The sequence below is a fragment of the Thiothrix eikelboomii genome, assembly GCF_900167255.1.
In the GTDB taxonomy this organism is placed as follows: domain Bacteria; phylum Pseudomonadota; class Gammaproteobacteria; order Thiotrichales; family Thiotrichaceae; genus Thiolinea; species Thiolinea eikelboomii.
Genome location: NZ_FUYB01000003.1, coordinates 119348 through 141964, shown reverse-complemented (window position 1 = coordinate 141964; position 22617 = coordinate 119348). Strand labels below are relative to the sequence as shown.

At 47.5% G+C, this 22617-nt stretch carries 14 protein-coding genes; 9 read left to right on the top strand and 5 right to left on the bottom strand.

The window, feature by feature from the left end; all coding sequences use genetic code 11:
- Positions 1-37: 37 nt before the first annotated feature.
- Genes B5D50_RS04505 through B5D50_RS04495 form a run of 3 tightly spaced genes read right to left on the bottom strand, consistent with a single transcriptional unit; the run spans position 38 to position 3884 of the window.
- Complete coding sequence (locus B5D50_RS04505) at positions 38-988, bottom strand: type 2 periplasmic-binding domain-containing protein (RefSeq protein ID WP_078921390.1); 951 nt, start codon at positions 986-988, stop codon at positions 38-40.
- On the bottom strand, positions 978-1943 hold the full coding sequence (locus B5D50_RS04500; RefSeq protein WP_078921389.1) for a type 2 periplasmic-binding domain-containing protein: 966 nt from the start codon (positions 1941-1943) through the stop codon (positions 978-980). Before B5D50_RS04500 ends, B5D50_RS04505 begins: the two co-directional genes overlap by 11 nt.
- 12 nt (positions 1944-1955) lie before the next feature.
- Positions 1956-3884, bottom strand: coding sequence for an ATP-binding protein (locus B5D50_RS04495; protein ID WP_078921388.1), 1929 nt, complete (start codon positions 3882-3884; stop codon positions 1956-1958).
- A gap of 262 nt (positions 3885-4146) precedes the next feature.
- Here B5D50_RS04495 and B5D50_RS04490 point away from each other — a divergent pair, with 262 nt between their 5' ends.
- Entirely contained in the window at positions 4147-6573 is a 2427-nt protein-coding gene (locus B5D50_RS04490) for an ATP-binding protein (protein WP_234975799.1), read from the top strand.
- A gap of 78 nt (positions 6574-6651) precedes the next feature.
- Here B5D50_RS04490 and B5D50_RS04485 read toward each other — a convergent pair whose 3' ends face one another.
- Together B5D50_RS04485 and B5D50_RS04480 are read right to left on the bottom strand one after the other, a co-directional pair.
- Entirely contained in the window at positions 6652-9246 is a 2595-nt protein-coding gene (locus tag B5D50_RS04485; protein ID WP_078921386.1) for a M12 family metallo-peptidase, read from the bottom strand.
- 103 nt (positions 9247-9349) lie between these two features.
- The gene (locus B5D50_RS04480; RefSeq protein WP_078921385.1) at positions 9350-10012 is read right to left on the bottom strand and encodes a hypothetical protein; all 663 of its coding nucleotides are present in this window, start codon (positions 10010-10012) and stop codon (positions 9350-9352) included.
- 637 nt (positions 10013-10649) lie between these two features.
- Between B5D50_RS04480 and sppA the strand changes: the two genes are divergently transcribed.
- The 8 genes from sppA to urtB all read left to right on the top strand — a co-directional run bounded on the left by sppA (position 10650) and on the right by urtB (position 22614).
- Positions 10650-12572, top strand: coding sequence for a signal peptide peptidase SppA (gene sppA, locus B5D50_RS04470; RefSeq protein ID WP_159448569.1), 1923 nt, complete (start codon positions 10650-10652; stop codon positions 12570-12572).
- 127 nt (positions 12573-12699) lie between these two features.
- Positions 12700-13692 carry an inositol 2-dehydrogenase gene (iolG, locus tag B5D50_RS04465; protein ID WP_078921382.1) on the top strand — a complete coding sequence of 331 codons (993 nt, stop codon included), beginning with the start codon at positions 12700-12702 and terminating at the stop codon, positions 13690-13692.
- A 12-nt stretch (positions 13693-13704) separates the two neighbouring features.
- Positions 13705-14502, top strand: coding sequence for a 5-deoxy-glucuronate isomerase (iolB, locus tag B5D50_RS04460; protein WP_078921381.1), 798 nt, complete (start codon positions 13705-13707; stop codon positions 14500-14502).
- Positions 14499-16448: a bifunctional 5-dehydro-2-deoxygluconokinase/5-dehydro-2-deoxyphosphogluconate aldolase gene (locus B5D50_RS04455; protein WP_078921380.1), complete on the top strand. Its 1950-nt coding sequence runs from the start codon at positions 14499-14501 to the stop codon at positions 16446-16448. Before iolB ends, B5D50_RS04455 begins: the two co-directional genes overlap by 4 nt.
- Positions 16445-18304, top strand: a complete 1860-nt coding sequence (gene iolD, locus B5D50_RS04450; RefSeq protein WP_078921379.1) for a 3D-(3,5/4)-trihydroxycyclohexane-1,2-dione acylhydrolase (decyclizing) — start codon at positions 16445-16447, stop codon at positions 18302-18304. Before B5D50_RS04455 ends, iolD begins: the two co-directional genes overlap by 4 nt.
- A gap of 84 nt (positions 18305-18388) precedes the next feature.
- Entirely contained in the window at positions 18389-19288 is a 900-nt protein-coding gene (gene iolE / locus B5D50_RS04445; protein WP_078921378.1) for a myo-inosose-2 dehydratase, read from the top strand.
- Positions 19289-19607: 319 nt separating this feature from the next.
- Entirely contained in the window at positions 19608-20918 is a 1311-nt protein-coding gene (urtA, locus tag B5D50_RS04440) for an urea ABC transporter substrate-binding protein (RefSeq protein WP_078921377.1), read from the top strand.
- Between the two features lie 133 nt (positions 20919-21051).
- The gene (gene urtB, locus B5D50_RS04435; RefSeq protein WP_078921376.1) at positions 21052-22614 is read left to right on the top strand and encodes an urea ABC transporter permease subunit UrtB; all 1563 of its coding nucleotides are present in this window, start codon (positions 21052-21054) and stop codon (positions 22612-22614) included.
- Positions 22615-22617 lie beyond the last annotated feature (3 nt).

The following is a 22617-nucleotide window of genomic DNA, read 5'->3' as shown; positions in this document are numbered from 1 at the left end:
TGATCAGCAAGCTTAGCTTGAGGCCTTTACGCTTAAGTTAATGATTATTTCCAATCCCCGGTAGGCTGGAAATATCCTGTGGATTACTCACGTATTTCGCCAGTACAGCACGGGTTTCCTCACTCAGGAGTGGGTTTTCAATCATGAGTAAACGCCGCTCGCTCAAATGTAGCGTCTTGAATAGGTCACGGGTCGAGGGATGAGTGGCCAGTAGATTGTCATAAGAACCATCAGCGATAGCTTTTTCCAAACCTTGGTATAAAGCATCGTGTAGCGCCTGATTGTCGGGGGCGACAAAAAAATACATCGCTAAGGGGTAATACAGTAAGAGTGATTGTTCAATGCTAATTTCAGGGTATTGATCGGTATTCAATTCTTGATTGATTTCGAGGATGCTGCGTGAAAAATAATCGCCCCGCCCAGCGGCCAACATCGGGATGAGATTAGGGTAGAAGCTGGCGACCACAGGTAAATGGTTGGCACGGTAGATCTCAGTATCTATCCAATCTCGACCGAGTAAGGCGTGGAAATGAGCAAGATCAGCGATCGTCTTGACCTGATCAAACTGAGCTTGGCTGTCTTTGCGGATTAGAAACACGCGATAACCCAATAAACCATGCAATAAGGGAATTCTAACTGGCAAAAACTCCTGTTCAAATGCGGGTGAGGTGCCTTTCCAGAACACATTAATAAGATCAGGGTTAGTATGCATACGCATGACAGGGCGTATTTCTGGGACATAGATGGCCTTAAGCTCATAACTGCGCCCACTTTTTTCTAAGGCTAGTTTCAGTAAAGCAAAATAGATGATCTTATCTAGGTCAACACCTTGAGCTTGAGTGACCCTTACCTGTAAAGTCGGTTGCTGGGGCAGGGTGTTAGTAGGTACAGGTGGTCGCTTCGCCATCACCCGTGCTGAGCACATTATCCACAGAATGGCAGAGATAACGACCAGCAAGGGCAACCATTGAAATGATTTAGTGCGCATGATGGCTAGTACCTAGATCATTGATATTAGAAATATTTTGCGGGTTGAGACCGTATTTGGCAAGCACAGCACGGGTTTCGTCGGTTAGAAAAGGATGCTCCAAGGTCAGCAAACGGCGATTGCGCAACTGCAAAGTCTGGAACACGTCACGGGTCACCGGATGGCTAGCCAGCAATTGGTTATAGGAGGAGTCTGCCAGCGCTCTTTCTAAGCCCTCCTGTAAAGCCTCATGCAAAGCTTGATTGCCGGGGGCGACAAAGAAATAAATTGCTAAGGGATAGTGCAGGAGTAGGCTAGATTCAAGCGTAATCGCTGGATATTTTTCTGGATCAAGTTCTTGGTTGAATTCAAAGATACTGCGTGGATAATAATCACCACGCTCTGAAGTCAACATCGGCATCAAGCTGGAATATTCCCCTGTCACATAGGGTAGCTTGTGGTGGGTAAAAATATCAGTGTCTACCCAACTTAAACCAACTAAAGCTTTTAAACTCGCCAAGTCTTGGACGGTTTTGATGCGATCGAATTGAGGCTGCATGTCTTTTCTGATCAATAATACCTTGTATCCGACTAGCCCACGTAACAGCGGAATGCGCACCGGCCATAATTGCTCTTCAAATTTTTGGGCTGTACCCATCCAAACCACATTGATCAATTCTGGGTTAGTAATCATGCGGATAGCGGGGGTTGAGGTCGGGACTTCGGTAATCTTAATCTCAAAAGGTCGTTGGCTTTTTTCTAAAGCTAGCTTTAACAGAGCAAAATAGATCACATTGTCTAGATCTGTACCCTCGGTGCGGGTGAGGCGTACCTGCAGAGGTTCAGTGGTGGGTGCTTGAGACTTGCTTGGATCGGGCGGGCGGGCAGGACTTTCGGCTGCCACAGGCACTAAGGCGGTGACCCAAGTTAATGAAATAACTACAACAGCCAAAAGAAGGCGGACACAGGATTCCATCGGTAAAGTCCCTCAGTTTTTATCCAGTACCGCTTGAACCTGTTCTAGGTCAGCATTGCCTCTCTTCAACAAGCGGTTAAGAACCAGAGCCAAATTTTTGCGTGAAAATGGCTTCTGTAACAATATCACACCTTCATCTAAGCGCGCATTATGGATAATGGCATTCTCCGTATAGCCGGACATGAAGGCAATTCTAAAATGAGGGCGTTCAGCTTCCAATAAATTGGCTAGCTGGCGGCCATTTAAATGACCCGGTAACACAATGTCGATCAGGGCGGCATCTAGCTTTTGGGTATGGTGAAACGCCGTCAGCGCCGTTTTAGCATCGGTGGCGGTGATCACCTCAATCTGCATCTCCATCAGTTGAGCTTTGACGACCTCCAACACTAAGGGGTCATCTTCAACCACCAAAATACAGTAGCCCGCAAAGTCGGGGACAAGAACCACAGTCGGTTCAGAAAAGGTGCTGGGTTTAACGAGTTGACTATAGCGTGGTAGATAGAGTTTGACCGTCGTACCTTGACCCTCTTCACTATAGATTTTGATATGCCCGCCTGACTGTTTGACAAAACCATAAGCCATTGCCAAGCCCAAGCCTGAGCCTTTGCCGACGGGTTTGGTCGAAAAATAGGGTTCAAATGCATGGGCGATAACTTTTTTGCTCATACCCGTCCCATTATCACTGATTGCAAAACAGACATATTGCCCCGGCTCAACCTCACCTTCTTGGGCGCAATACTCAACATCGAGCCAAGTATTACGTACCTCAATGGTTAGATTCCCGCCGTTTGGCATCGCATCACGGGCGTTCAAGGTTAGGTTGAGTAGGACGGTTTCCAATTGTTGGGAGTCGGCAAAGCAATGCCATAATCCGCTGCTCGTAATAAATTCTAAGGCATATTGCTCACCCAAAGCCCGCCGCAATAATTGCTCCATGTTTGGTAGTAGTTCGCTAGCCAGAATAGGGGTGGGTTCTAACGGTTGATTCCGCGAATAGGCCAGTAATTGCGAAGTCAACTTACTGCCTTTGTCAGTGGCATCACGTGCCATCGTCAGCAGTCGCTTGCCACGTTCATCTAAAGCTTGATTTTCCAATAACTCTAAACTCCCTAAGATGATTGCCAGAATATTATTGAAATCATGAGCAACCCCACCGACTAACTGGCTAATCGCCGATAAACGTTCTGAATGACGTAATTGATTGGTCATTTTTTTAGTCAAGGCTTGTGAGTTCTCCAATTCATGCAAATAGTCTTGGCTAGCTCGCAAAATATGGTTAGCGGATAAGGCTACTTCGGTGATTTCGTTATTAGCGCGTGCAATGCGCTGCGGCAAACGGAAGGGTTCTGGCTTGCGTGGGTCGACCGTATTTAGACGTTTAGTCAACATACTTAAAGGTAAGGATAATACTAGATGGAATAGATACAGCAGCAGGATTGTCAAGAATAGGTTTTTGAGAATACCGGTGATAATGACATGAATGGAGCGGTCATAGAAATCATCCAGCAGGATACCGCTACGCACCTCAACACTGAGCTTGCCAACATAAATACCCGTCTTTGATTCTATTAATTTGATTTCATAGAGTTTGTAGGATTCGGTGAATAGCCCAGTTAACTGGTCAATCGCTTTGGGGGGTGGCTTGCGTGCTAGGTCGGCAATATGGATGCCCCGATCATCTATAATGGTGACTGCCGTAATAAAATCATAGACCAACAGAGGCTGGGCGGCTTCTTCCGCTAGCGTTTTGTCAATTTGAAAAGCGGCTTGTACTGCTCCAGCAGAGGCTAGCACCAGCATTTTTTGGATAAAACTGTCATTACGTAGTTTTTCATCGGAATAATCCCGAATAATTTGGATCGAGCCAGTCACCAAGCCGAGGACTATCGCAATTGTTAAGCCGTAGCGGGTGAGAGTGAGCGCAATGGTTGGTTTTTTCATAGATAAGGCTCCGCCTGGTCGCGGTCAAAGTTAGAGATAGCTGGAGATCATGCTCGCAGTCGTGATTGTAACCAGACACCTGACTGGCCTATAGCACAAAATGAGCGGGCGAGTAAACAGCTACTAAAAATTAGCAGTGGCCTCTAGGCATAGTCTATGCTCTAAGCATTGGTGTGTTTTTGGTGAACTTATGGTAGAAGGCTTACACTCTACTAGGCTGGATCTCGGCTGTTATCATTATGATTTAACTCAACAAATTTTGATGGATTCACAGGGAAATACCTGTGCTTTACGCCATCAATCACTCAAGGTTTTACATTATCTTGCTTTGCACGCTAACCAAGTGGTGACCAAGGCTGAGTTATTTGCTTCGATTTGGCGTGGATTAAATGTCACCGATGATTCGTTAGTGCAGTGTATTGCCGAGATTCGTCAGGCCTTACAGGACAGTAAGCACCAGATTTTAAAAACCTGGCCACGGCGAGGGTATAGCTTACTCACTTCGACACTGCAGGCTAAAGCTCCCCAGTCGCCGAGTGAGGGGCTATTACCGCTGCTAGGGCGCGCTCAAGAATTACAAGATTTGGAGCATATGCTCCTTGATCCTAGTTGTCGGTTAATCACCCTGCTCGGCTTAGGTGGGGTCGGAAAATCCAGATTAACCAAGGCTGTGGTCAACTCGGTTGTCCAGCAGTTTCCTGAGGGCTGTTATTTTATTGAATTAGCTGCTGTGCAATGTGCTGACTTGATCCCTGGTGCCATTGCTAACGTCCTTAAGGTGAGTTTGCAAGGGCAGCGTCCACCGCTTGAGCAATTACAGCGTTTTTTGGCAGGCAAGCGGGTGTTATTAGTCTTAGACAATATCGAACACTTATTGCCTGAAGCGGCCGTGTGTGAGTGCTTATTAGCGAGTTGTTCGGGGTTAAAAATCCTGACAACTTCTCGCCAGCCACTGCAAGTGTATGGTGAGTGGTTATATCGTTTGCAGGGTTTAAAAGTCGCTCAGCAATTAGCCGCTGCTCCTCGGTGTGCGGCGTTTGCCTTATTTATGCAGGCAGCACGGCGAGTGCATTATCAGTTTTCACCGACGGTTGACGATCAAGCCCTTATCTTGGAGATTTGTCGTTTAGTCAATGGGATGCCCTTGGGGATTGAAATCGCGGCAAGTTGGCTGAAGCATTTATCCTGTGCGGAAGTGTTAAGGGAGTTAACTCAGCATTTACAAGCAGTGAATCCTTCAGCAGCTGCCACTCCAGTGAGTGCCTTAAGTCAAGTGGTGGAGCAAACTTGGCAAATGCTCAGTACCCGTGAGCAGCAGATTATGCAAATGTTAGCTTTGTTTCGGGGCGGCTTTACCCGAGAGACAGCCTCTGCTTTAACGGGTGCTGGTTTAGCCGATTATGGCAGCTTGATTGATAAGTCAATCTTGAATCGCCAGCCAAACGGACACTATGTTTTGCATGAAGTGATGCGCCATTATGCCAGTCACTCCTATCTTGCTGAAGCCAGCCATTTAACGACAACCCAACGGTTTGTTGAATATTATCTTGCGAAAGCCACGGTGGCCGATGCGGTTATTTTAGGGGGGCAACAATTTGCGAGTATCCAGCAATTAGCCCAAGAGCACGATAATCTAAGGGAGTGTTTGCGCTTATGTGCTGAGGCTAAACAGCAATCAGCGCCTCAATTGCTCCATTTGGGTTTAAAGCTGGTGGGTACTTTGGGGATGTTTTGGTTTTTAGCCAATCATTGGCAGGAAGGTGATCACTGGTTAGCGCGCTTTTTAGCCCTTCATCAGCAGACTCCACCTTGTTTAGCGCAAGGTATGGCTTTATTAGCGGCAGGGGGTATTTCAGCGGTGCTCGATAAGCACAGCGTGGCGGATCACTATCTAAGTATCGGCTCTCAATTAGCGGCTCAGTTTGGTGGAAAAGTAGAAATTGCTAGAAGCTTATTTGTCTTAAGTATCTTGCGGCGTTTACAAGGGCGCTATTTAGAGTCAGTCGATTGCGGTCAGCAGAGTATGCGGTTGTTTATGGATGCGGGTGATGAGGGGGGCTATCAGATTAATTTAGTGAATGTTGGGCATGCTTTATTCAAACTTGGGCGCTATGATGAGGCGATTCCTTTATTTGAAGAGTGCATTAGTTTAAATCAAAAACTGGGTTTGACCTTAAGTATGCCTTATGCACTGATTAATCTAGGGCGAGTGAATGCTCAATTGCAACAGCTGCCAGCCGCGCGTGCTTATCTCCAGCAAAGTGTGCAACTCACTGAGCAATTAGGGGTGTTATTGTATCGTGCTCAGGCTCTTTGTGCCTTAGGTTGGTTAGAGTTAAATGAGGGAAAGATAGCGCCGGCTTTGGAGTTATTACAAAGCAGCATGACTGATTATTTGCATTTGGGGGATCGGGAAGGGCAGATTGCGGTTATGTTAGGGATCGGGGTAGCGAAAGCCGCGCAGGGGCAATTAAACTTGGCTTGGCAGTGTATAGTAGTCGCTGAAAACCTAGCCAAGTGTTTGAAGTTACAAGCATTTGCAGAGTACCCAGCCTTGTTGACTGCTGCGAAACAACGTATTCAACAAGGCTTGGGCGCGCATGAGCTGGTTTTGCAAAGAAATTTGGGCTTGGTGTCTAAGCTTGAGACGATATTCAATACCATGCTCGCTGAAACGATAGCCCAATAGTGTTGAGCCTAGGTGGTTCTCTTCGATCGCAGTCCGCTCCATTCTCGACTAAGTAATTAATAAAATAGTTGATTGGATTTACTCAATACGTGCAAAGCTAAAGCTAGCTGTCTGACTCCAAGGACTCGCTCCATTAGCGTTAATAGCTTGCATTTTCCAAAGGTATTCCTCGCCTTCAGTGAAGCTTACACTACTTGGTATACTCCATGAGTTCCTACTGGCATGATGGGTTAATTGATTTTTATCATAAGTGGTTTCAAGGAGAACTGTACCTGTGGATTTTTTGGCAACCCAAAGTTTATATTGTTCCGCATTACTGACATCCGACCATTCAAATGAATTCGCTTCAACAGCACCAATTGGCCAGATTAATTGTGGTGCAGTCGGTGGACTACCAGCGCCTAGGATTTTGAAGGTCTGACTGGCAAGTGCACCTGCACCCGCACTATTCGAGGCTTGAACCGACCAAGTAATCGTATTGGTATCTTGAATAGCAAAGGGGCTAGTGTATTGACAGATTTGAGTCGTATTTTCTGGAGGGCAGCCTGCTGCTTCAAACGACAAGGTGGTATCAATAATATTACCGACTTTAAGACGGTAATGGGTTGCTGCTTTTACCGTTTTCCAAGTGAAAACTGGCTTATTATTAGCAATTATACCTATAGGTGCTAGCAAATTAGCGGCAAGGGGTGGTCTTGGTGTAGATGCAGTAAAGTTCTTAGCCGGACTCCAAGCTCCTATACCCGCCGCATTAATTGCTCGAATACTCCAAGAGTAATTAGCACTAGCTAGGGTGAGATTAGGGGTGACTGAGCAAACTAATAAGCTATCAAGGCAAGCAGCTTGCTCAGGGCTATAACGCTGTGTTAACACTTGACCTAAAGCATTTTTAACACTGAGTTCATAACTATCCACATCAGTTAAGGCTTGCCAACGATAATTAGGTCGATTTAAACCTAAATCGCCTTCCGGTGCTAATAGCGATACGACTTCGGGTAGACTTACGAGATTAAACGATAATGGCTCACTTAAAGCGGAGTAGCCATTGATATTGTTATTCGCCTCTACCCACCAAGTTCCAAAGCCAGCTACGCTAATATTAGGTGTAACCTTGCAAATACCTTGGCCTTCAGCACAACCTAAACTAGTAGCGGTATACCAAGCTTCAATTCGTTTGCCACTACGATCATTAACAATTAATTGATACCAATTGGCATAATGCACAGCTTGCCACTGATAAGTCGGTGTGGTGCTGGCAATATTGCCTTTAGGCGCGATTAAGGTTGGGGCAGGGCGTGAAACTCGGTAGTTAGCTATCCGTTGAGCAGTGGTATTAAGTTGACGATGATTATCAGCACCATTATTAATATCAGCTACACCCATCGGTTGATCATCGTGAAGAATATTAGGGTTAGACCAATAATTGAGTCGTGTACAAAGTTTCAAAGGGCAATTGATGTTGTCGTTATAGGCCATCATAGTACGCCAGCCCTCTGTGGTATTAATATAGCCAAAGTTATAGCCTGCCCCTGGATTGTTACCGCCCTTAATGATTTGGGCACGATCATGTTGTGCGCCAAAGTTATGCCCAAGCTCATGAGCAAAGGTGTATTTACCAGGGCCGGTGGCACAGCGATAATCAGTTACTGAAAAACCTTTGCTTGCCTCTACGTTAAGATAGCCGCGTCCACAGACGGCTTTTTGGGTAGTTGGTGTAGGGGGGACTCGTACTAATAAGGTCACTAAATCTGCTCTGTATTCATCACGGAGTTTATGGACATTATCCATAATGCCATCATTCGTCCGAGCCAATTCTTTGAGTGGCTTACTTAAGGTGCGATCCACCACGGTATAATCAATTTCCGCCCGATGGATTAAGCGTAAACGATGCTTAACATCCGAGTTAGCATAACCCTCATTGGTTTCAATAATTGCAAGGTCAATCAAGGCTTCCATATCATTGACCTCGCCGAGTTCTTCACGCGCTGCTTTGGTATACATGACTAGGACATCAATAATAGAACCATCATCGCTCGCTGTTTTTAATGCGGATTCGTGGTTATCATTTAAATGATCAATCGCTCTAGACTCGTCTGGGATTTCACCCGGAAGATGATCGGGTGGGAGTTTGCTAGGATCAGTTTCTTGTAAAATATGATTAAATTGCTTACCCTCTATAGTGCGTTGTAATTTTTTTGGCAAACTGCGAATTTGGAAAGTTCTTAGTTTGTAAATTATATTGCCTTGTAAAATATCACCACGCTTAATCAAAACAACACTACTTAAAGGATCATCCTTGATCTTACCAATAATAGCTAAACTTCCTACCGAAGCGGGTTCGAGCCGCGTCACCGAAACAGGCAAGACTTGCCCAAATAGATTAAGTTGAAAATCCAAGGCGGCTAATTGTGAGTTGCTGAGTTTATTAGCACTAACAGCTGCCATTGTTGAGGGAAACTGTGCTAAAAACTGAGTATTTAAACTGATCGGCACGGCTTGAATAGTGCTAAGGTCTTTAGCAGTCGACTTAAGATCAGGAGTCGAGCTGAGCGTAAATAATGACTGACTACTGGCAGTGGTCGCAGCTAAACTCGGCTTGCTTGCAAGGATAAATAACAGAATTAGTATAGAGAATAACCAGTAATGGTTATTTTTAAATTTTGAAATAAACATTAATAAGCTCCCAAAAAAATTAGAAAGTTATTCGGAAATTTTTTATAGAAGATAGGTTATTTATTATTAATAGCCTCTTCAAGTTTAATGGAAACTAATCAAACTAATTGTCATGAATGAAAACCCCCGGAACAGGTTCACAAGTAATAGATGCAAAACCGTCACAAGAAGGGGCTTGGCAAAGGGTTTTATCGCCTAAAATATAAGTAGGGGCGATTCTTCCTATATCCGGCGCTTGTGTAAACTGAACGGATCGCCATTGATAGATGCCTTTTATGGCTGCACACCAAGAGTCAGCCGCCGGTTTGCCACATTGAGTACCACGATGCAAGCACCAATCCAAGCGATAGCCATTTAGTTGAATCCTGTCATCATGATAAGTTCTTTTTGAAGGCGGAGTTCTAGAGGAACTCGGTGGTGGCACAACTGGATCAGGTTTAAATTCATCCTTCGTCCATTGAGAGTTATTACTCCATTGAATGATTCGCCCATTCATATCAATCCGACCTGTACAACAACCCGGTGCATCTGTAAAATCTACAGAAATTAAATGTTCACCATTATGATATTTATAATAAGAGCCATTAAATGGGCCGCGTTTTTTATGATCAATATAAACGGTTAGGTTAGTGCCATTTTGGATGATGAGTTCAGCACCCTTATTCCATTGACCACCTAGCGGCAAAGGATGATTGACATAGCTTTCGGCTAAAGCTAATTCACACCCACTGAGTAGCAAGCTAATCAATAATAATTGAGCTTTCATAATAAATTCCTTATGGATAAAATTTCTTAAGCTTGGGTGGGCCATTTAAACCTCTGAATGATTATTCACGTGTGCAGCTATGACATGAGGGTGGGCAAAATTCATAGGTTTTAATTTTGCAAGTCATATTCTCGGTAGGAACTGGAATGCGAGGCGGATTGCAGGAATCAGGAGGGTCTTGTGGTTCTAATTCCCAGACACCATTATTGCAAACTGGAATAAGGCAGGGCTTGCAGGTAAATTTGCAACCGATGGATCTGGGTTTTTTATTGGCCTTGCAACTATTATCCGCATAATATTCAGCACTATACTGGCTATCGACTATTAACTCAGGCAAAGCTTGATGAATAAAGCGGTCAGCGGCTCCTATTGAAGGTATCAATAATAAAGCAATTATCGGTAGTTTGATCAAGATGTTCATCGCTTCCCTCCGAACTGACGACACTCGTTGTTTCACTTAACCTAATCACCCAAACGCTCGCAAACTGGCTAGGGATTGAGGTTTCATGACCCTTAGTTTCCGTGGATCGCACCATTTTGTCCTGAAATTTTGACGAAAAATAAACGAAATCTGCTGAGCTTCTGGCTTAAAGCTAGGCTAGAATCCAAGTTTATTTCAATGGATGGACAACCAAAGATGCAGGTTCAGATAGAGCAGCCCCCTCGCCAAGGGTTACTTGGGCGTTTTTTTAGTGGTTTAGGGCGTTGGTTGACTACTATTCGTCGGTGGGTCTTTAATCTACTCACTTTAGTGGTTTTAATGGCACTCGTATCTGTATTGCTGAGAGCCTGCACGAGTGATCAGGTAGTCCTTAAGGATAAAACTGCCTTAGTTCTGGACTTAAAAGGTCAGCTGGTCGAAGAAAAAAGTACCCCAGATGATTCACTGTTGTCATTGGCAACGAGTGGTGAATTGACTAGCGAAGTCCAATTACGTGATGTTTTAGCGGTTTTGAAAGCAGCGGCCGACGACCCGAATATTACCCGTATTTTACTCAAGCTTGATGATTTTGCGGGCGGCGGTTTGGCTTCTTTACGTGATGTGGCTGCCGGTTTGCAGGGGTTCAAAGCCTCAGGCAAACCCGTGATTGCTTGGGGGAGTCACTATTCGCAAGCACAATATTTCTTGGCAGCACAAGCGAATGAAGTCTTACTTGATCCAGCAGGTGTCGTGATGCTAGATGGTTTGGGGGGGGAGAGTAGTTACTATGCTGAAGCTCTAGAAAAAGCGGGTGTCAAGGTGCATGTGGTGCGTACCGGCCCGTATAAAAATATGGCGGAGCAATTTACCGATAAAGCGCCTTCTACGGCTACCTTGGAGGCTTCGGCTTATTTATTGGATGATCTATGGTCATTAGTGACCAGCGAGCTGGAAGCGGCGCGTGAGCTACCCAAGGGCAAAATCATGCAATTGATCAATGCCTTACCCGAGCCTTTAGAAGCAGCAGGTGGGGATTTGGCCAAAATGGCCTTAGATCAAGGCTTAGTCACAGGCTTAAAAGATATTCAACAAGTCCGCGATGAGTTTATTCAAGCTGGGGCTGAAGATACTGACAACCACACTTTCCGCCAAGTTAATTATGAGGCTTATCTAGCCAATGTCGCTCAACCCATCAATAGTGGCGCAGGTGTCGGTATTATTGTTGCTGAGGGTGAGATTATTGATGGTACAGCACCACGCCAGACGATCGGTGGTGAATCAACAGCCGCTTTGGTGCGCAAGGCGCGCTTAGATGAGACGATTAAAGCGATTGTCTTGCGAGTTAACTCCCCCGGTGGTGCAGTATTTGGCTCAGAATTAATTCGTCGTGAATTAGCGGCTGCCCGTGAGGCGGGGAAGCCTGTTGTCGTGTCGATGGGGGATGTTGCCGCTTCAGGAGGCTATTGGATTGCGACCGCCTCTGACAAAATTTATGCCGATGCAGCAACCATTACTGGTTCCATTGGTGTGATTACCTTATTTCCAACTCTCGAAGGTTTGATGGATAAATTGGGGGTGCATCAAGGGGGCTATGCGACCACTTGGTTAAAAACAGCCGGTGATCCCCTCAAGCCACTCGATCCACGTTTTGAAAGGCTGTTGGCCGCTAATATCCAAGCTACTTATAAAAACTTTCTGGGGCATGTCAGCCAAGCCCGCAATATGAGTGTAGAGGCAGTGAATGCCGTGGCACAAGGGCGAGTTTGGACAGGAAGGCAAGCCCTCGATCGTGGCTTAGTAGATGCTTTAGGCGGGTTGCAAGCCGCTCTCTCAACCGCTAAGCAGTTAGCTAATTTAGATGAAAAAACGCCCGCTCGTTATATCGAATCGGACGAGAGTGAATACAGTTGGTTGCTTGAGAAACTATGGGGTGCACAATTGTTCAGCGACATTCAGGCTTATTTACCCGAATGGCTAGCTCCTAGTCAGTTGCCCGCTGAATTCAGCACCCTGCAGGCCGACGTACTGCAATTCAAACGTTTACTGAAGCCTGATCAGCCATTTAGTACCATCGTGCATTGTTTTTGTACAGCGGAGCTTGATAGTAAGCGCTCAAACTCAAGGCAAAGGATGTTCTAAACCTCTGGCTAAGCTGGCTAACGACTAAAATAGAAAATTTATTTCTTAATTTAAAATAACTGGAATAATTATTCTATTTTGGCTTATACTTCTGCCATATCCAACACTAAAATTTAGAGGAGATGTTATGGCAGAGGTTCGTTTTGGTTTGATTGGTGCAGGCCGTATTGGGCAAGTACATGCTTTAGCGGTACAAGCCGTCCCCGGTGCACGGATTACTGAAGTGGTCGATGTGTTGCCCGCTGCGGCTGAAAAAATTGCCGATAAATTCGCTGCTAAAGTCGTTAGTTTGGATGAGATGTTTGCAAGCTCCAATGTAGATGCTTTTATTATTGCTAGTTCGACAGATACCCACGCTCCTTTATTAGAACGCTGTGCAGCGGTGGGCAAACCTGTCTTCTGCGAAAAGCCGATTGACTTAAGTTATGCGCGTGCAGAGGCCTGTAGTGCTGCGGTGCAAGCATCTGGCATTACCTGTATGCTCGGTTTCAATCGCCGCTTTGACCCCCAATTCGCTTATCTGAAAAAGCAAATGGAAGCAGGGGTGATTGGCAAGCTCGAAACCCTGATTATTACTAGCCGCGATCCTTCACCGCCCCCTGCTGAATACATCAAAGTATCGGGTGGCTTGTTCCGCGATATGATGATCCATGATTTTGATATGGCACGCTGGTTACTCGGCGAAGAGCCCACTCGCTTGTATGCGACTGGGAGCGTATTAGTCGACCCCGCGATTGGTGAGGCGGGTGATGTCGATACGGCCAGTGTTACTTTAAGCACTCAGAGTGGGGCGATTGCGATTATTACTAATAGCCGTCGTGCCACTTATGGTTATGACCAACGCATTGAAGCTTTCGGTGAAAAAGGTATGTTGCAAGCAGGCAATCAGCTTGAAAACACCGTGAAGTTTGCAGGTGCGGAGGGGGTCATGGGTGCGAAGCCACAATTCTTTTTCCTTGAGCGTTATGCCGATGCCTATCGTATTGAGTTAACACATTTTGTGGCAGCCCTGCAACAAGGCTCTAAGCCAGCGACCAGTGAGGAAGATGGTTTAGCGGCTTTGCGTTTAGCCGATGCCGCTGTGCAATCCTTAAAAACAGGTCAGCCTGTCGATCTCTAAGGAGTTTGAGTCATGAGCCTATTACGCCGCCCACAACCGGATGCGACGGGTCGTTATCAGCATATTACCCCTGACAATGCGCAGTGGCGCTATGTGGGTTTTGCTGCTTATGACCTGCAAGCCGGGCAGACCTTAGACCTGCCCGCATCCGATCAAGAATTATGTTTAGTGCTATTAGCTGGGCTTGCCGATATTCAAGCAGGCGAGCAGCAGTTTAACACGGTGGGCGAGCGCATGGATGTGTTTGAAGATCTCGCCCCACATGCAGTGTATGTGAAAAACGGTGAAGCAGTACAGGTGAAAGCCAATACCGATGTGGAGTTGGCCGTTTGTAGCGCGCCGGGTTTTGGCAACCATCCCACCCGCTGGCTTAAGCCCGAAACTATGAGCCGTGAGCAACGTGGGCAGGGCAGTAATACACGCTATGTCTGCAATATTCTGCCACAAGATCAACCAGCCGATAGCTTATTAGTGGTCGAGGTCAAAACTCCAGCCGGAAATTGGTCCAGCTATCCGCCACATAAGCATGATGCAGATAATCTTCCACACGAAAGCTTCTTAGAGGAAACCTATTATCATCGGCTTAACCCATCACAAGGTTTTTGCTTTCAACGGGTGTTTACCGATGAGCTAGATCTCGATGAAACGATGGCGGTGGAAGATCGTTGTGTAGTGTTGGTGCCGCGTGGTTATCATCCGGTGGCAGCAGCGCATGGTTATGATTCGTATTATTTGAATGTAATGGCGGGTCCGACGCGCCGCTGGGTTTTTAAGAATCACCCAGCTCATGAATGGATGCTGCACCCATGAATACACCGACGAAAATCCGCGATGTGATTTGTTTAGGCCGTGCAGCCGTCGATTTATACGGTCAGCAAATTGGTAGCCGTTTAGAAGATATGGGGAGTTTTGCTAAGTATTTAGGCGGATCTTCAGCGAATATTGCTTATGGTTGCGCTCGCTTGGGCTTAAATTCGGCTATGCTTACCCGTGTGGGCGATGAACACATGGGGCGCTTTGTCCGTGAAGAATTAGCCCGTGTAGGTGTGGATGTTTCCCAAGTGGTTACTGATAAACAGCGCCTAACGGGTCTGGTTATTTTAGGGATTAAAGACCGTGAAACCTTCCCACTGATTTTTTACCGGAGCGATTGTGCGGATATGGCATTGAGTGCGGAGGATATTGATCCTGCTTTCATTGCATCCAGCCAAGCGCTCTTGATTACAGGTACGCATTTCTCTACCGAATCCACCTATCGCGCAAGTAAGACTGCGATGGAATACGCCAAAGCCGCAGGCACTAAGATTATTGTGGATATCGACTATCGCCCCGTGCTTTGGGGCTTAACTAGTCTGGGGGATGGTGAGACACGTTTTATCTCCTCCTTGGGCGTGACGCAACACCTCCAGACGCTTCTTTCTGATTGTGATTTGATTGTCGGCACGGAAGAGGAAATCCATATTGCTGGTGGTAGTACGGATACTATTACCGCCTTGAAACAGATTCGTGCTTTGAGCAAGGCCACTCTGGTTTTGAAACTCGGCCCTCTCGGTTGTACGGTACTTGATGGCGAAATTCCAAATAGCAGTGAACAGTTTAAGCTCTATCAAGGGGTGCGTGTTGACGTGCTCAATGTCTTGGGTGCAGGTGATGCTTTTATGTCGGGCTTTTTACGCGGTTGGCTACGCGGTGAGTCGTATGAAACTTGTACCGCCTATGCGAATGCTTGTGGGGCTTTGGTGGTGTCGCGGCATGGTTGTGCACCCGCTATTCCCAGTGAAGCAGAGTTATTTTACTACCTAAAAAATTCTGCTTCGATTCCACACCCGGATCAAGACAGAAAACTCAATCAATTACATAGGGTCACGACCCGCAAACCCGCCTCCCGCCCCGATATTTGTGTCTTGGCCTTTGATCATCGTAAGCAACTCTATGAGGCGGCGGTATCGGTGGGGGCTGACCCTGCCCGAATTAAAACCCTCAAGCGCTTATTAGTGAAGTCGGTCGAATATGCCATGCAAAAGACACAGTTAGCCGCACAATCCGGGGGGGTGTTGATTGATGATACCTATGGACAAGATGCACTCAATGATGTCACGGGGCGCAATTGGTGGATTGGGCGGCCAGTCGAATTACCCGCGTCACGCCCTATTGAATTGGAAGGTGGGCGCTCGATTGGTTCACGCTTAATCAACTGGCCTTTAGAGCATATTGTGAAGTGCTTGGTGTTTTATCACACCGATGATGAACTAGGTTTACGCTTACAGCAAGAACGCCAAATTCAAGAGTTATTCGCGGCCTGCCAAACCAGTGGGCATGAATTGTTATTAGAGCTGATTCCGCCGCTGTCGAGTACGCCAAATGATGAGTTAGCAGTGCTCGCTTTAGAGCGCTTATATAATCTTGAGGTGTTTCCTGATTGGTGGAAATTGCCACCCCAATCGGCTGCTAGTTGGGAGAAACTGAGCCAATTAATCCCTGCCCGTGATCCCTATTGTCATGGGGTGGTGATGTTGGGTTTGGGGGCGAGTATTGAGAGTTTAATCGCTTCCTTCCAAATCGCAGCCCAATATTCGATTTGCAAAGGTTTTACGGTCGGGCGCAGTTTATTTGCTGAGCCAAGCCATGCATGGTTAGCGAAGCAACTGGATGACCAAGCACTGATTCAAAGCGTGGGCGAGAATTATGTGCAATTGATTGCAGCTTGGCGTGCGAGTCGTGCATCCCAGATTGCATCACAGGAGTTAGCAGCATGAGCACCCTTCGTTTAACGATGGCACAAGCTTTAGTGCGGTATTTAAGTGTGCAATATACTGAGGTCGATGGGCAAAAATTGCCTTTATTTGCAGGAGTATTTGCGATTTTTGGGCATGGGAATGTCGCGGGTATGGGGGAGGCACTCTATCAATACCGCGCGACTTTACCGACTTTGCGCGCTCACAATGAGCAAGGCATGGCGCATGCAGCTATTGCCTATGCTAAAGCTAATAACCGCCAGCGAATGATGGCTTGTACCACGTCGATTGGCCCTGGTGCGACTAATATGGTGACGGCCGCCGCTTTAGCGCATGTAAATCGTTTGCCAGTCTTGCTGTTGCCCGGGGATATTTTTGCAAATCGCACCCCTGATCCTGTCTTGCAACAAATTGAATGTTTTAGTGATCCGACGATCAGTGCGAATGATTGCTTTCGCCCCGTGAGTCGTTATTTTGATCGTATCTCGCGCCCTGAGCAGTTGATAACGAGTTTGCCAGTTGCGATGCAAACCCTAGTCGATGCAGAAAACTGTGGTCCTGTGACTTTGGCTTTGCCGCAAGATGTACAAGCTGAAGCCTATGATTATCCACTGAGCTGGTTGGCTGAACGGGTACATTATCCACGCCGTCCACCGGCTGATGCGCGTGAATTGCAGGCAGCCCTCGCTGCAATCCAACAAGCCAAGCGACCTTTAGTGATTGCCGGTGGTGGAATTTTGTATGCACAAGCCACCACTGAACTGAAAAGTTTTGTGGAGGCTCATCATCTTCCGGTCGCTGAAACTCAAGCAGGGAAAGGCTCTTTGGCTTGGAATCATCCGAATTATGTAGGCTCAATCGGTGTAACAGGTAGTAGTGCTGCCAATCAGTTGGCACAAGAGGCTGATCTGGTATTGGCGATGGGTACACGGTTGCAAGATTTTACCACGGCCTCCCGCACGGTGTTTGCTCATCCAGAGTTAAAGTTAATTCAGCTCAATGTGGCTAAATTTGATGCGATTAAGCATAACGCACTCAGTTTGATTGCAGATGCGAAGGTCGGTTTGCAGCAGTTGAGTGAGGGTTTGAGTGGTTGGCAAGCAAATCCTACTTGGTTGGCTCAAGGGCAGAGCGCAATCGCAGAGTGGAATGCTTATTATGAGCAAGTCACTGCTGCTGAGTTATCCACGCCCACTCGCACGGGGTTACCTTCTGATGCGCAAGTCTTGGGGGCGGTGAAGCGTACTGGGCAGGCTTCGGATATTGTTGTCTGTGCAGCGGGTGGTTTACCCGGTGAATTGCATAAGTTATGGCGTACTGATCAAGCGAATGGTTATCACCTTGAATATGGTTTCTCCTGCATGGGTTATGAGATTGCGGGGGGGTTAGGGGTGAAGATGGCACAGCCAGAGCGCGAAGTGATTGTCGTGGTCGGTGATGGTTCGTATTTGATGCTTAATTCTGAGCTGGCGACCAGTGTGATGCTTGGCTGCAAATTGATCGTAGTGGTGTTGGATAATCGGGGTTATGGCTGTATTAATCGTTTGCAGCAGGCGACAGGCAGTGCAGGGTTTAATAATTTGTTGGAGCATTGTGTAGCTGTTGAGGCGGGTGCACCGAAGATTGATTTTGCGGCGCATGCTCGGGCTTTGGGGGCAAGGGCTGAGTCGGTCGTGGGTATTAGTGAGTTAGAGGCTGCTTTAGGGCGGGCGCGTGAGTCAGTGCAGTCGTATGTGATTGCCCTCGATACTGATCCGTTTATGACTTCAGCGGGTGGGTGCTGGTGGGATGTGGCTGTACCGGAGGTATCGCCGCGTGAGCAAGTGCAGGCTGCTCATCAGCAGTATGTTGAGGCTAAGCGTAAGCAACCTTACTGAGGCGGCTGTGGCTCTATGAAAACTCCCACAAACCCGCCAGCGACGATCAGATATTTTAAATAAAATTTTCAGGAAATTAATGAGATGAGCGTAAGAATTGGGATTAATCCGCTGACTTGGACGAATGATGATATGCCTGAATTGGGGGCAGAGACTTCGTTGGACACTTGTTTGAGTGAGGGCAAAGAGGCGGGTTATGCTGGGTTTGAATTGGGCAATAAATTCCCGCGTGATCCAGCGGTGTTGGGGCCGATTTTAGAGGCACAAGGTTTGCGGTTGGTATCAGGTTGGTTTAGTGGTCGCTTGTTAGAGCGTAGTGTAGAGGCGGAAATCGAGGCGATTCAAGGGCATTTAACTTTGTTGAAAAGTTTAGGTGCAACCGCGATGGTTTATTGTGAGGTGACAGGCTGTGTGCATGGTGAGCGGGATACACCGGTTTCTAAACGCCCGGTGTTAGCGGCTGAGCAATGGGCTGAGTTGGGTGCTAAATTGAATCAAGTGGCTGAGTATACGCTAGCGCAGGGTGTAAAAATCGCTTATCACCATCACATGGGAACGGTGGTACAGACTGAAGCTGATATTGATCATTTAATGGCGAATACGCATGAGGCTGTGGGTTTATTGCTGGATACTGGGCATTTAACTTATGCAGGGGGTGATCCTGTTGCTGTGCAACAGCGTCATGCGAAGCGGATTAATCATGTGCATTGTAAAGATATTCGCCGTGCTGTCTTAGATGAGATGTTGAATCGGGATAGTAGTTTCTTGAACTCAGTGTTAGCGGGTGTGTTTACGGTACCGGGGGATGGTTGTGTCGATTATCCTAAGATTTTCCAAGGTTTGAAAGCCGCTGATTATTCAGGTTGGTTAGTCGTCGAGGCTGAGCAAGATCCTGCCGTGGCACATCCTTTAACTTATGCGAAATTAGGGTATAAGAATTTGCGTGAGTTATGTGCCGGAGCTGATCTGGAGGTCTTAGTCTAGCTTAGTCTAGTCACTTGCCAAGCACTTACGCAGTGGCTACTGGTTGTTGCGTAAGTGCCGATTATTTGTCCTAGCCCTGCTGATGAATCCTCATGCTGGTGAATTCACCATTTAAAAGCGGGTGATCGCTATCTTGGTGCAGCTCTGTGCTTAAGTTGCCTAACTATCTTGCCGTTAACTCGCCAAAATCAGTAAAACCTCTATAAAACATCCTTGAATTCTTAACAAAACAAGACAACTTGCTGCAATCAGCGGCTGGCACAGTTTTTGCCTTATTGAATGACAGAGTTAAATCACTTTTATTTTTAGGAGATAAGCGATGTCATTACCTAAGGTGCTGAATAAAACACTGTTGAGTCTGAGTCTATTGGCTGCTTTAGGGGGATCTAATTTAGTGGTAGCTGCCGATGACACCATCAAAGTAGGCGTACTGCATTCCCTCTCCGGCACCATGGCGATCAGCGAAACCACGCTGAAAGACACCATGCTGATGCTGATCGACGAGCAAAACAAAAAAGGCGGCGTACTAGGCAAGCAACTCGAAGCCGTTGTGGTTGACCCTGCTTCCAACTGGCCTTTGTTTGCGGAAAAAGCGCGTGACCTGATCGAAAAAGACAAAGTAGCCGCGACCTTCGGTTGCTGGACATCGGTTTCCCGCAAATCCGTGTTGCCAGTGTTTGAAGAAAAAAACAGCTTATTGTTCTACCCGGTGCAATACGAAGGTGAAGAATCTTCCAAAAACGTGTTCTATACCGGTGCAGCGCCGAACCAGCAAGCGATCCCTGCGGTTGATTACCTGATGAAAGAAGGCGAAGTGAAACGCTGGGTCTTGGCAGGCACGGACTACGTTTACCCGCGCACCACCAACAAGATTCTGGAAGCGTATTTGAAATCCAAAGGTGTCGACGAAAAAGACATCATGATCAACTACACCCCATTCGGTCATTCCGACTGGCAGTCCATCGTCGCTGACATCAAGAAATTCGGCGGCGAAGGCAAGAAAACCGCCGTGGTTTCCACCATCAATGGCGATGCTAACGTGCCGTTCTACAAAGAACTGGGCAACCAAGGCATTTCTGCGGAAGACATCCCCGTCGTGGCGTTCTCGGTTGGTGAAGAAGAACTTTCCGGTATCGACACCAAGCCACTGGTCGGTCACTTGGCGGCGTGGAACTACTTCATGAGCGTCGAAAACGACGGCAATAAAGACTTCATCAAGCAGTGGAAGGAATACACCAAGAACGACAAGCGCGTCACCAACGACCCAATGGAAGCGCACGTCATCGGCTTCAAAATGTGGGTAAAAGCGGTTGAACAAGCCAAATCCACCGACACCGACAAAGTGGCTGAAGCCATGATCGGTCAGGAAGTGCCTAACCTCACTGGCGGTACGGCGAAAATGCTGCCTAACCACCACTTGACCAAACCGGTGCTGATTGGCGAAATCCAAGAAAACGGTCAGTTTGAAGTCGTTTCCAAAACCCCTGAAGTCGCAGGCGACGCTTGGTCTGACTTCCTGCCGGATTCCAAAAACATCGTCGCGGATTGGACAGGTAAAGAAACCGACGGCAAACCGTGCGGCAACTTCAATACCGAAACCAAGAAGTGTTCTGGGCAGAAATACGAATAAGTAGAGATGAAGAAACCCCTCCTAACCTCCCCTTGTCAGGGGAGGAACAAGAGGGATATGACCCCTTCTTTGCTCCCTTCCCTGATAAGGGGAGGGTTGGGGAGGGGTTTCTTAGCAGTATTCAGGTACATGTATGCTGAAAACGTATGATTTCACCCACCTGTTGCTATTGAGCGTGTTGTTGTGGCTTTGCCCACCGCTACACGCTGAGCAGCAAAGCGCAACGCTCACCCAAGCCGCCACCTTGTTTCAGGCGGCTGATTTCAACAAAACCCGTGAAGCCGTGGATTTGCTTGCTGCCAGCAGTGATGCTGACGTTGTGACGTATTTGCAAGCCTTGCTGGATGGCAAGCTCTATCAAGACAAAGTACAAGGAACGCTGGTCATAGCTAAAGACGGAAACACGGGCGATGAGTTGCGCAAAATTCCCACCAACAACAGTTTGCGCAAATACGTGCGCGGCGCAATTGGGCAACTCAGTTTAAGCCACCCCGATGCCGCAGTACGCCTCAAGTCCGCCAACGGTTTGCTGGAAACCGTTACGCCGGAAATGGCAGAACAATTACGCGGCTTGCTGGATAAGGAAACTGATCCAGCCGTTAAAGAAGCCCTGTCACTCGGTTTGGCAATGGCGGATTTGAATGCTGCCGATAAAGCGGTGCGGCTAACAGCGATTGAATCACTGGCAGGCAACCTGCACCCCGGTGTGCGCAATCGCTTGACCACCATGACCACCGATAGCGATGCCGAGGTTGCCAAAGCCGCACAAGCGGCGCTGAAAACCATTGAAGATACCGCAGCGTTATACGGTCATGTCGAAACGCTGTTTTTCGGCTTGAGTCTGGGTTCGGTGCTGGTACTGGCGGCGATTGGCCTAGCGATTACTTTTGGGGTGATGGGCGTGATCAATATGGCGCACGGCGAGCTGATCATGTTGGGGGCGTATACCACTTACATCGTGCAGCAGCTCATGCCCAACTTTATTGATTACTCGCTGTTTGTGGCAGTGCCTGCGGCGTTTATTGTGTCGGGCGCAATGGGGATTTTGATCGAACGAACGGTGATTCGTCATTTGTACGGGCGACCGCTGGAAACTTTGCTGGCGACGTTTGGGATTAGTCTGATTCTGCAACAACTGGTGCGCACGGTGATTTCGCCGCAAAACGTGCCGGTTTCCAACCCGTCGTGGATGTCAGGTTCACTGGAAATCAATAGCGTACTGTCGTTGACCTACAACCGCCTTTATATCGTGCTATTTTGCCTGATGGTGTTTGCGCTGCTGTATTTTGTATTGCGTAAAACCAATCTGGGGTTGCAAGTGCGTGCGGTGTCACAGAATCGGGCAATGGCGCGGGCAATGGGGGTGCGTTCGGCGCGGGTCGATGCACTCACCTTCGGCTTGGGGTCGGGCATTGCGGGTGTCGCAGGTGTGGCGCTCAGCCAGTTGACCAACGTGGGGCCGAATCTGGGGCAGGCTTACATCATTGATTCGTTCATGGTGGTGGTGTTCGGCGGGGTCGGCAATTTGTGGGGAACGCTGGTGGCAGGTTTGTCGCTGGGCGTGGTCAACAAGGTGCTTGAACCTTGGGCGGGGGCAGTGCTTGCCAAAATTCTAGTGCTGGTTTTCATTATTTTGTTCATCCAGAAACGACCGCGTGGGCTATTCCCGCAAAAAGGTCGGGCAGCGGGGGATTAAGTC

Coding starts and splice junctions, on each gene's coding strand:
- B5D50_RS04455 (WP_078921380.1), top strand. CDS start 14,499: ATGAATACACCGACGAAAATCCGCGATGTGATTTGTTTAGGCCGTGCA.
- B5D50_RS04500 (WP_078921389.1), bottom strand. CDS start 1,943: ATGGAATCCTGTGTCCGCCTTCTTTTGGCTGTTGTAGTTATTTCATTA.
- B5D50_RS04495 (WP_078921388.1), bottom strand. CDS start 3,884: ATGAAAAAACCAACCATTGCGCTCACTCTCACCCGCTACGGCTTAACA.
- B5D50_RS04505 (WP_078921390.1), bottom strand. CDS start 988: ATGCGCACTAAATCATTTCAATGGTTGCCCTTGCTGGTCGTTATCTCT.
- iolB (WP_078921381.1), top strand. CDS start 13,705: ATGAGCCTATTACGCCGCCCACAACCGGATGCGACGGGTCGTTATCAG.
- B5D50_RS04485 (WP_078921386.1), bottom strand. CDS start 9,246: ATGTTTATTTCAAAATTTAAAAATAACCATTACTGGTTATTCTCTATA.
- B5D50_RS04480 (WP_078921385.1), bottom strand. CDS start 10,012: ATGAAAGCTCAATTATTATTGATTAGCTTGCTACTCAGTGGGTGTGAA.
- B5D50_RS04490 (WP_234975799.1), top strand. CDS start 4,147: ATGGATTCACAGGGAAATACCTGTGCTTTACGCCATCAATCACTCAAG.
- iolE (WP_078921378.1), top strand. CDS start 18,389: ATGAGCGTAAGAATTGGGATTAATCCGCTGACTTGGACGAATGATGAT.
- iolD (WP_078921379.1), top strand. CDS start 16,445: ATGAGCACCCTTCGTTTAACGATGGCACAAGCTTTAGTGCGGTATTTA.
- sppA (WP_159448569.1), top strand. CDS start 10,650: ATGCAGGTTCAGATAGAGCAGCCCCCTCGCCAAGGGTTACTTGGGCGT.
- urtB (WP_078921376.1), top strand. CDS start 21,052: ATGCTGAAAACGTATGATTTCACCCACCTGTTGCTATTGAGCGTGTTG.
- iolG (WP_078921382.1), top strand. CDS start 12,700: ATGGCAGAGGTTCGTTTTGGTTTGATTGGTGCAGGCCGTATTGGGCAA.
- urtA (WP_078921377.1), top strand. CDS start 19,608: ATGTCATTACCTAAGGTGCTGAATAAAACACTGTTGAGTCTGAGTCTA.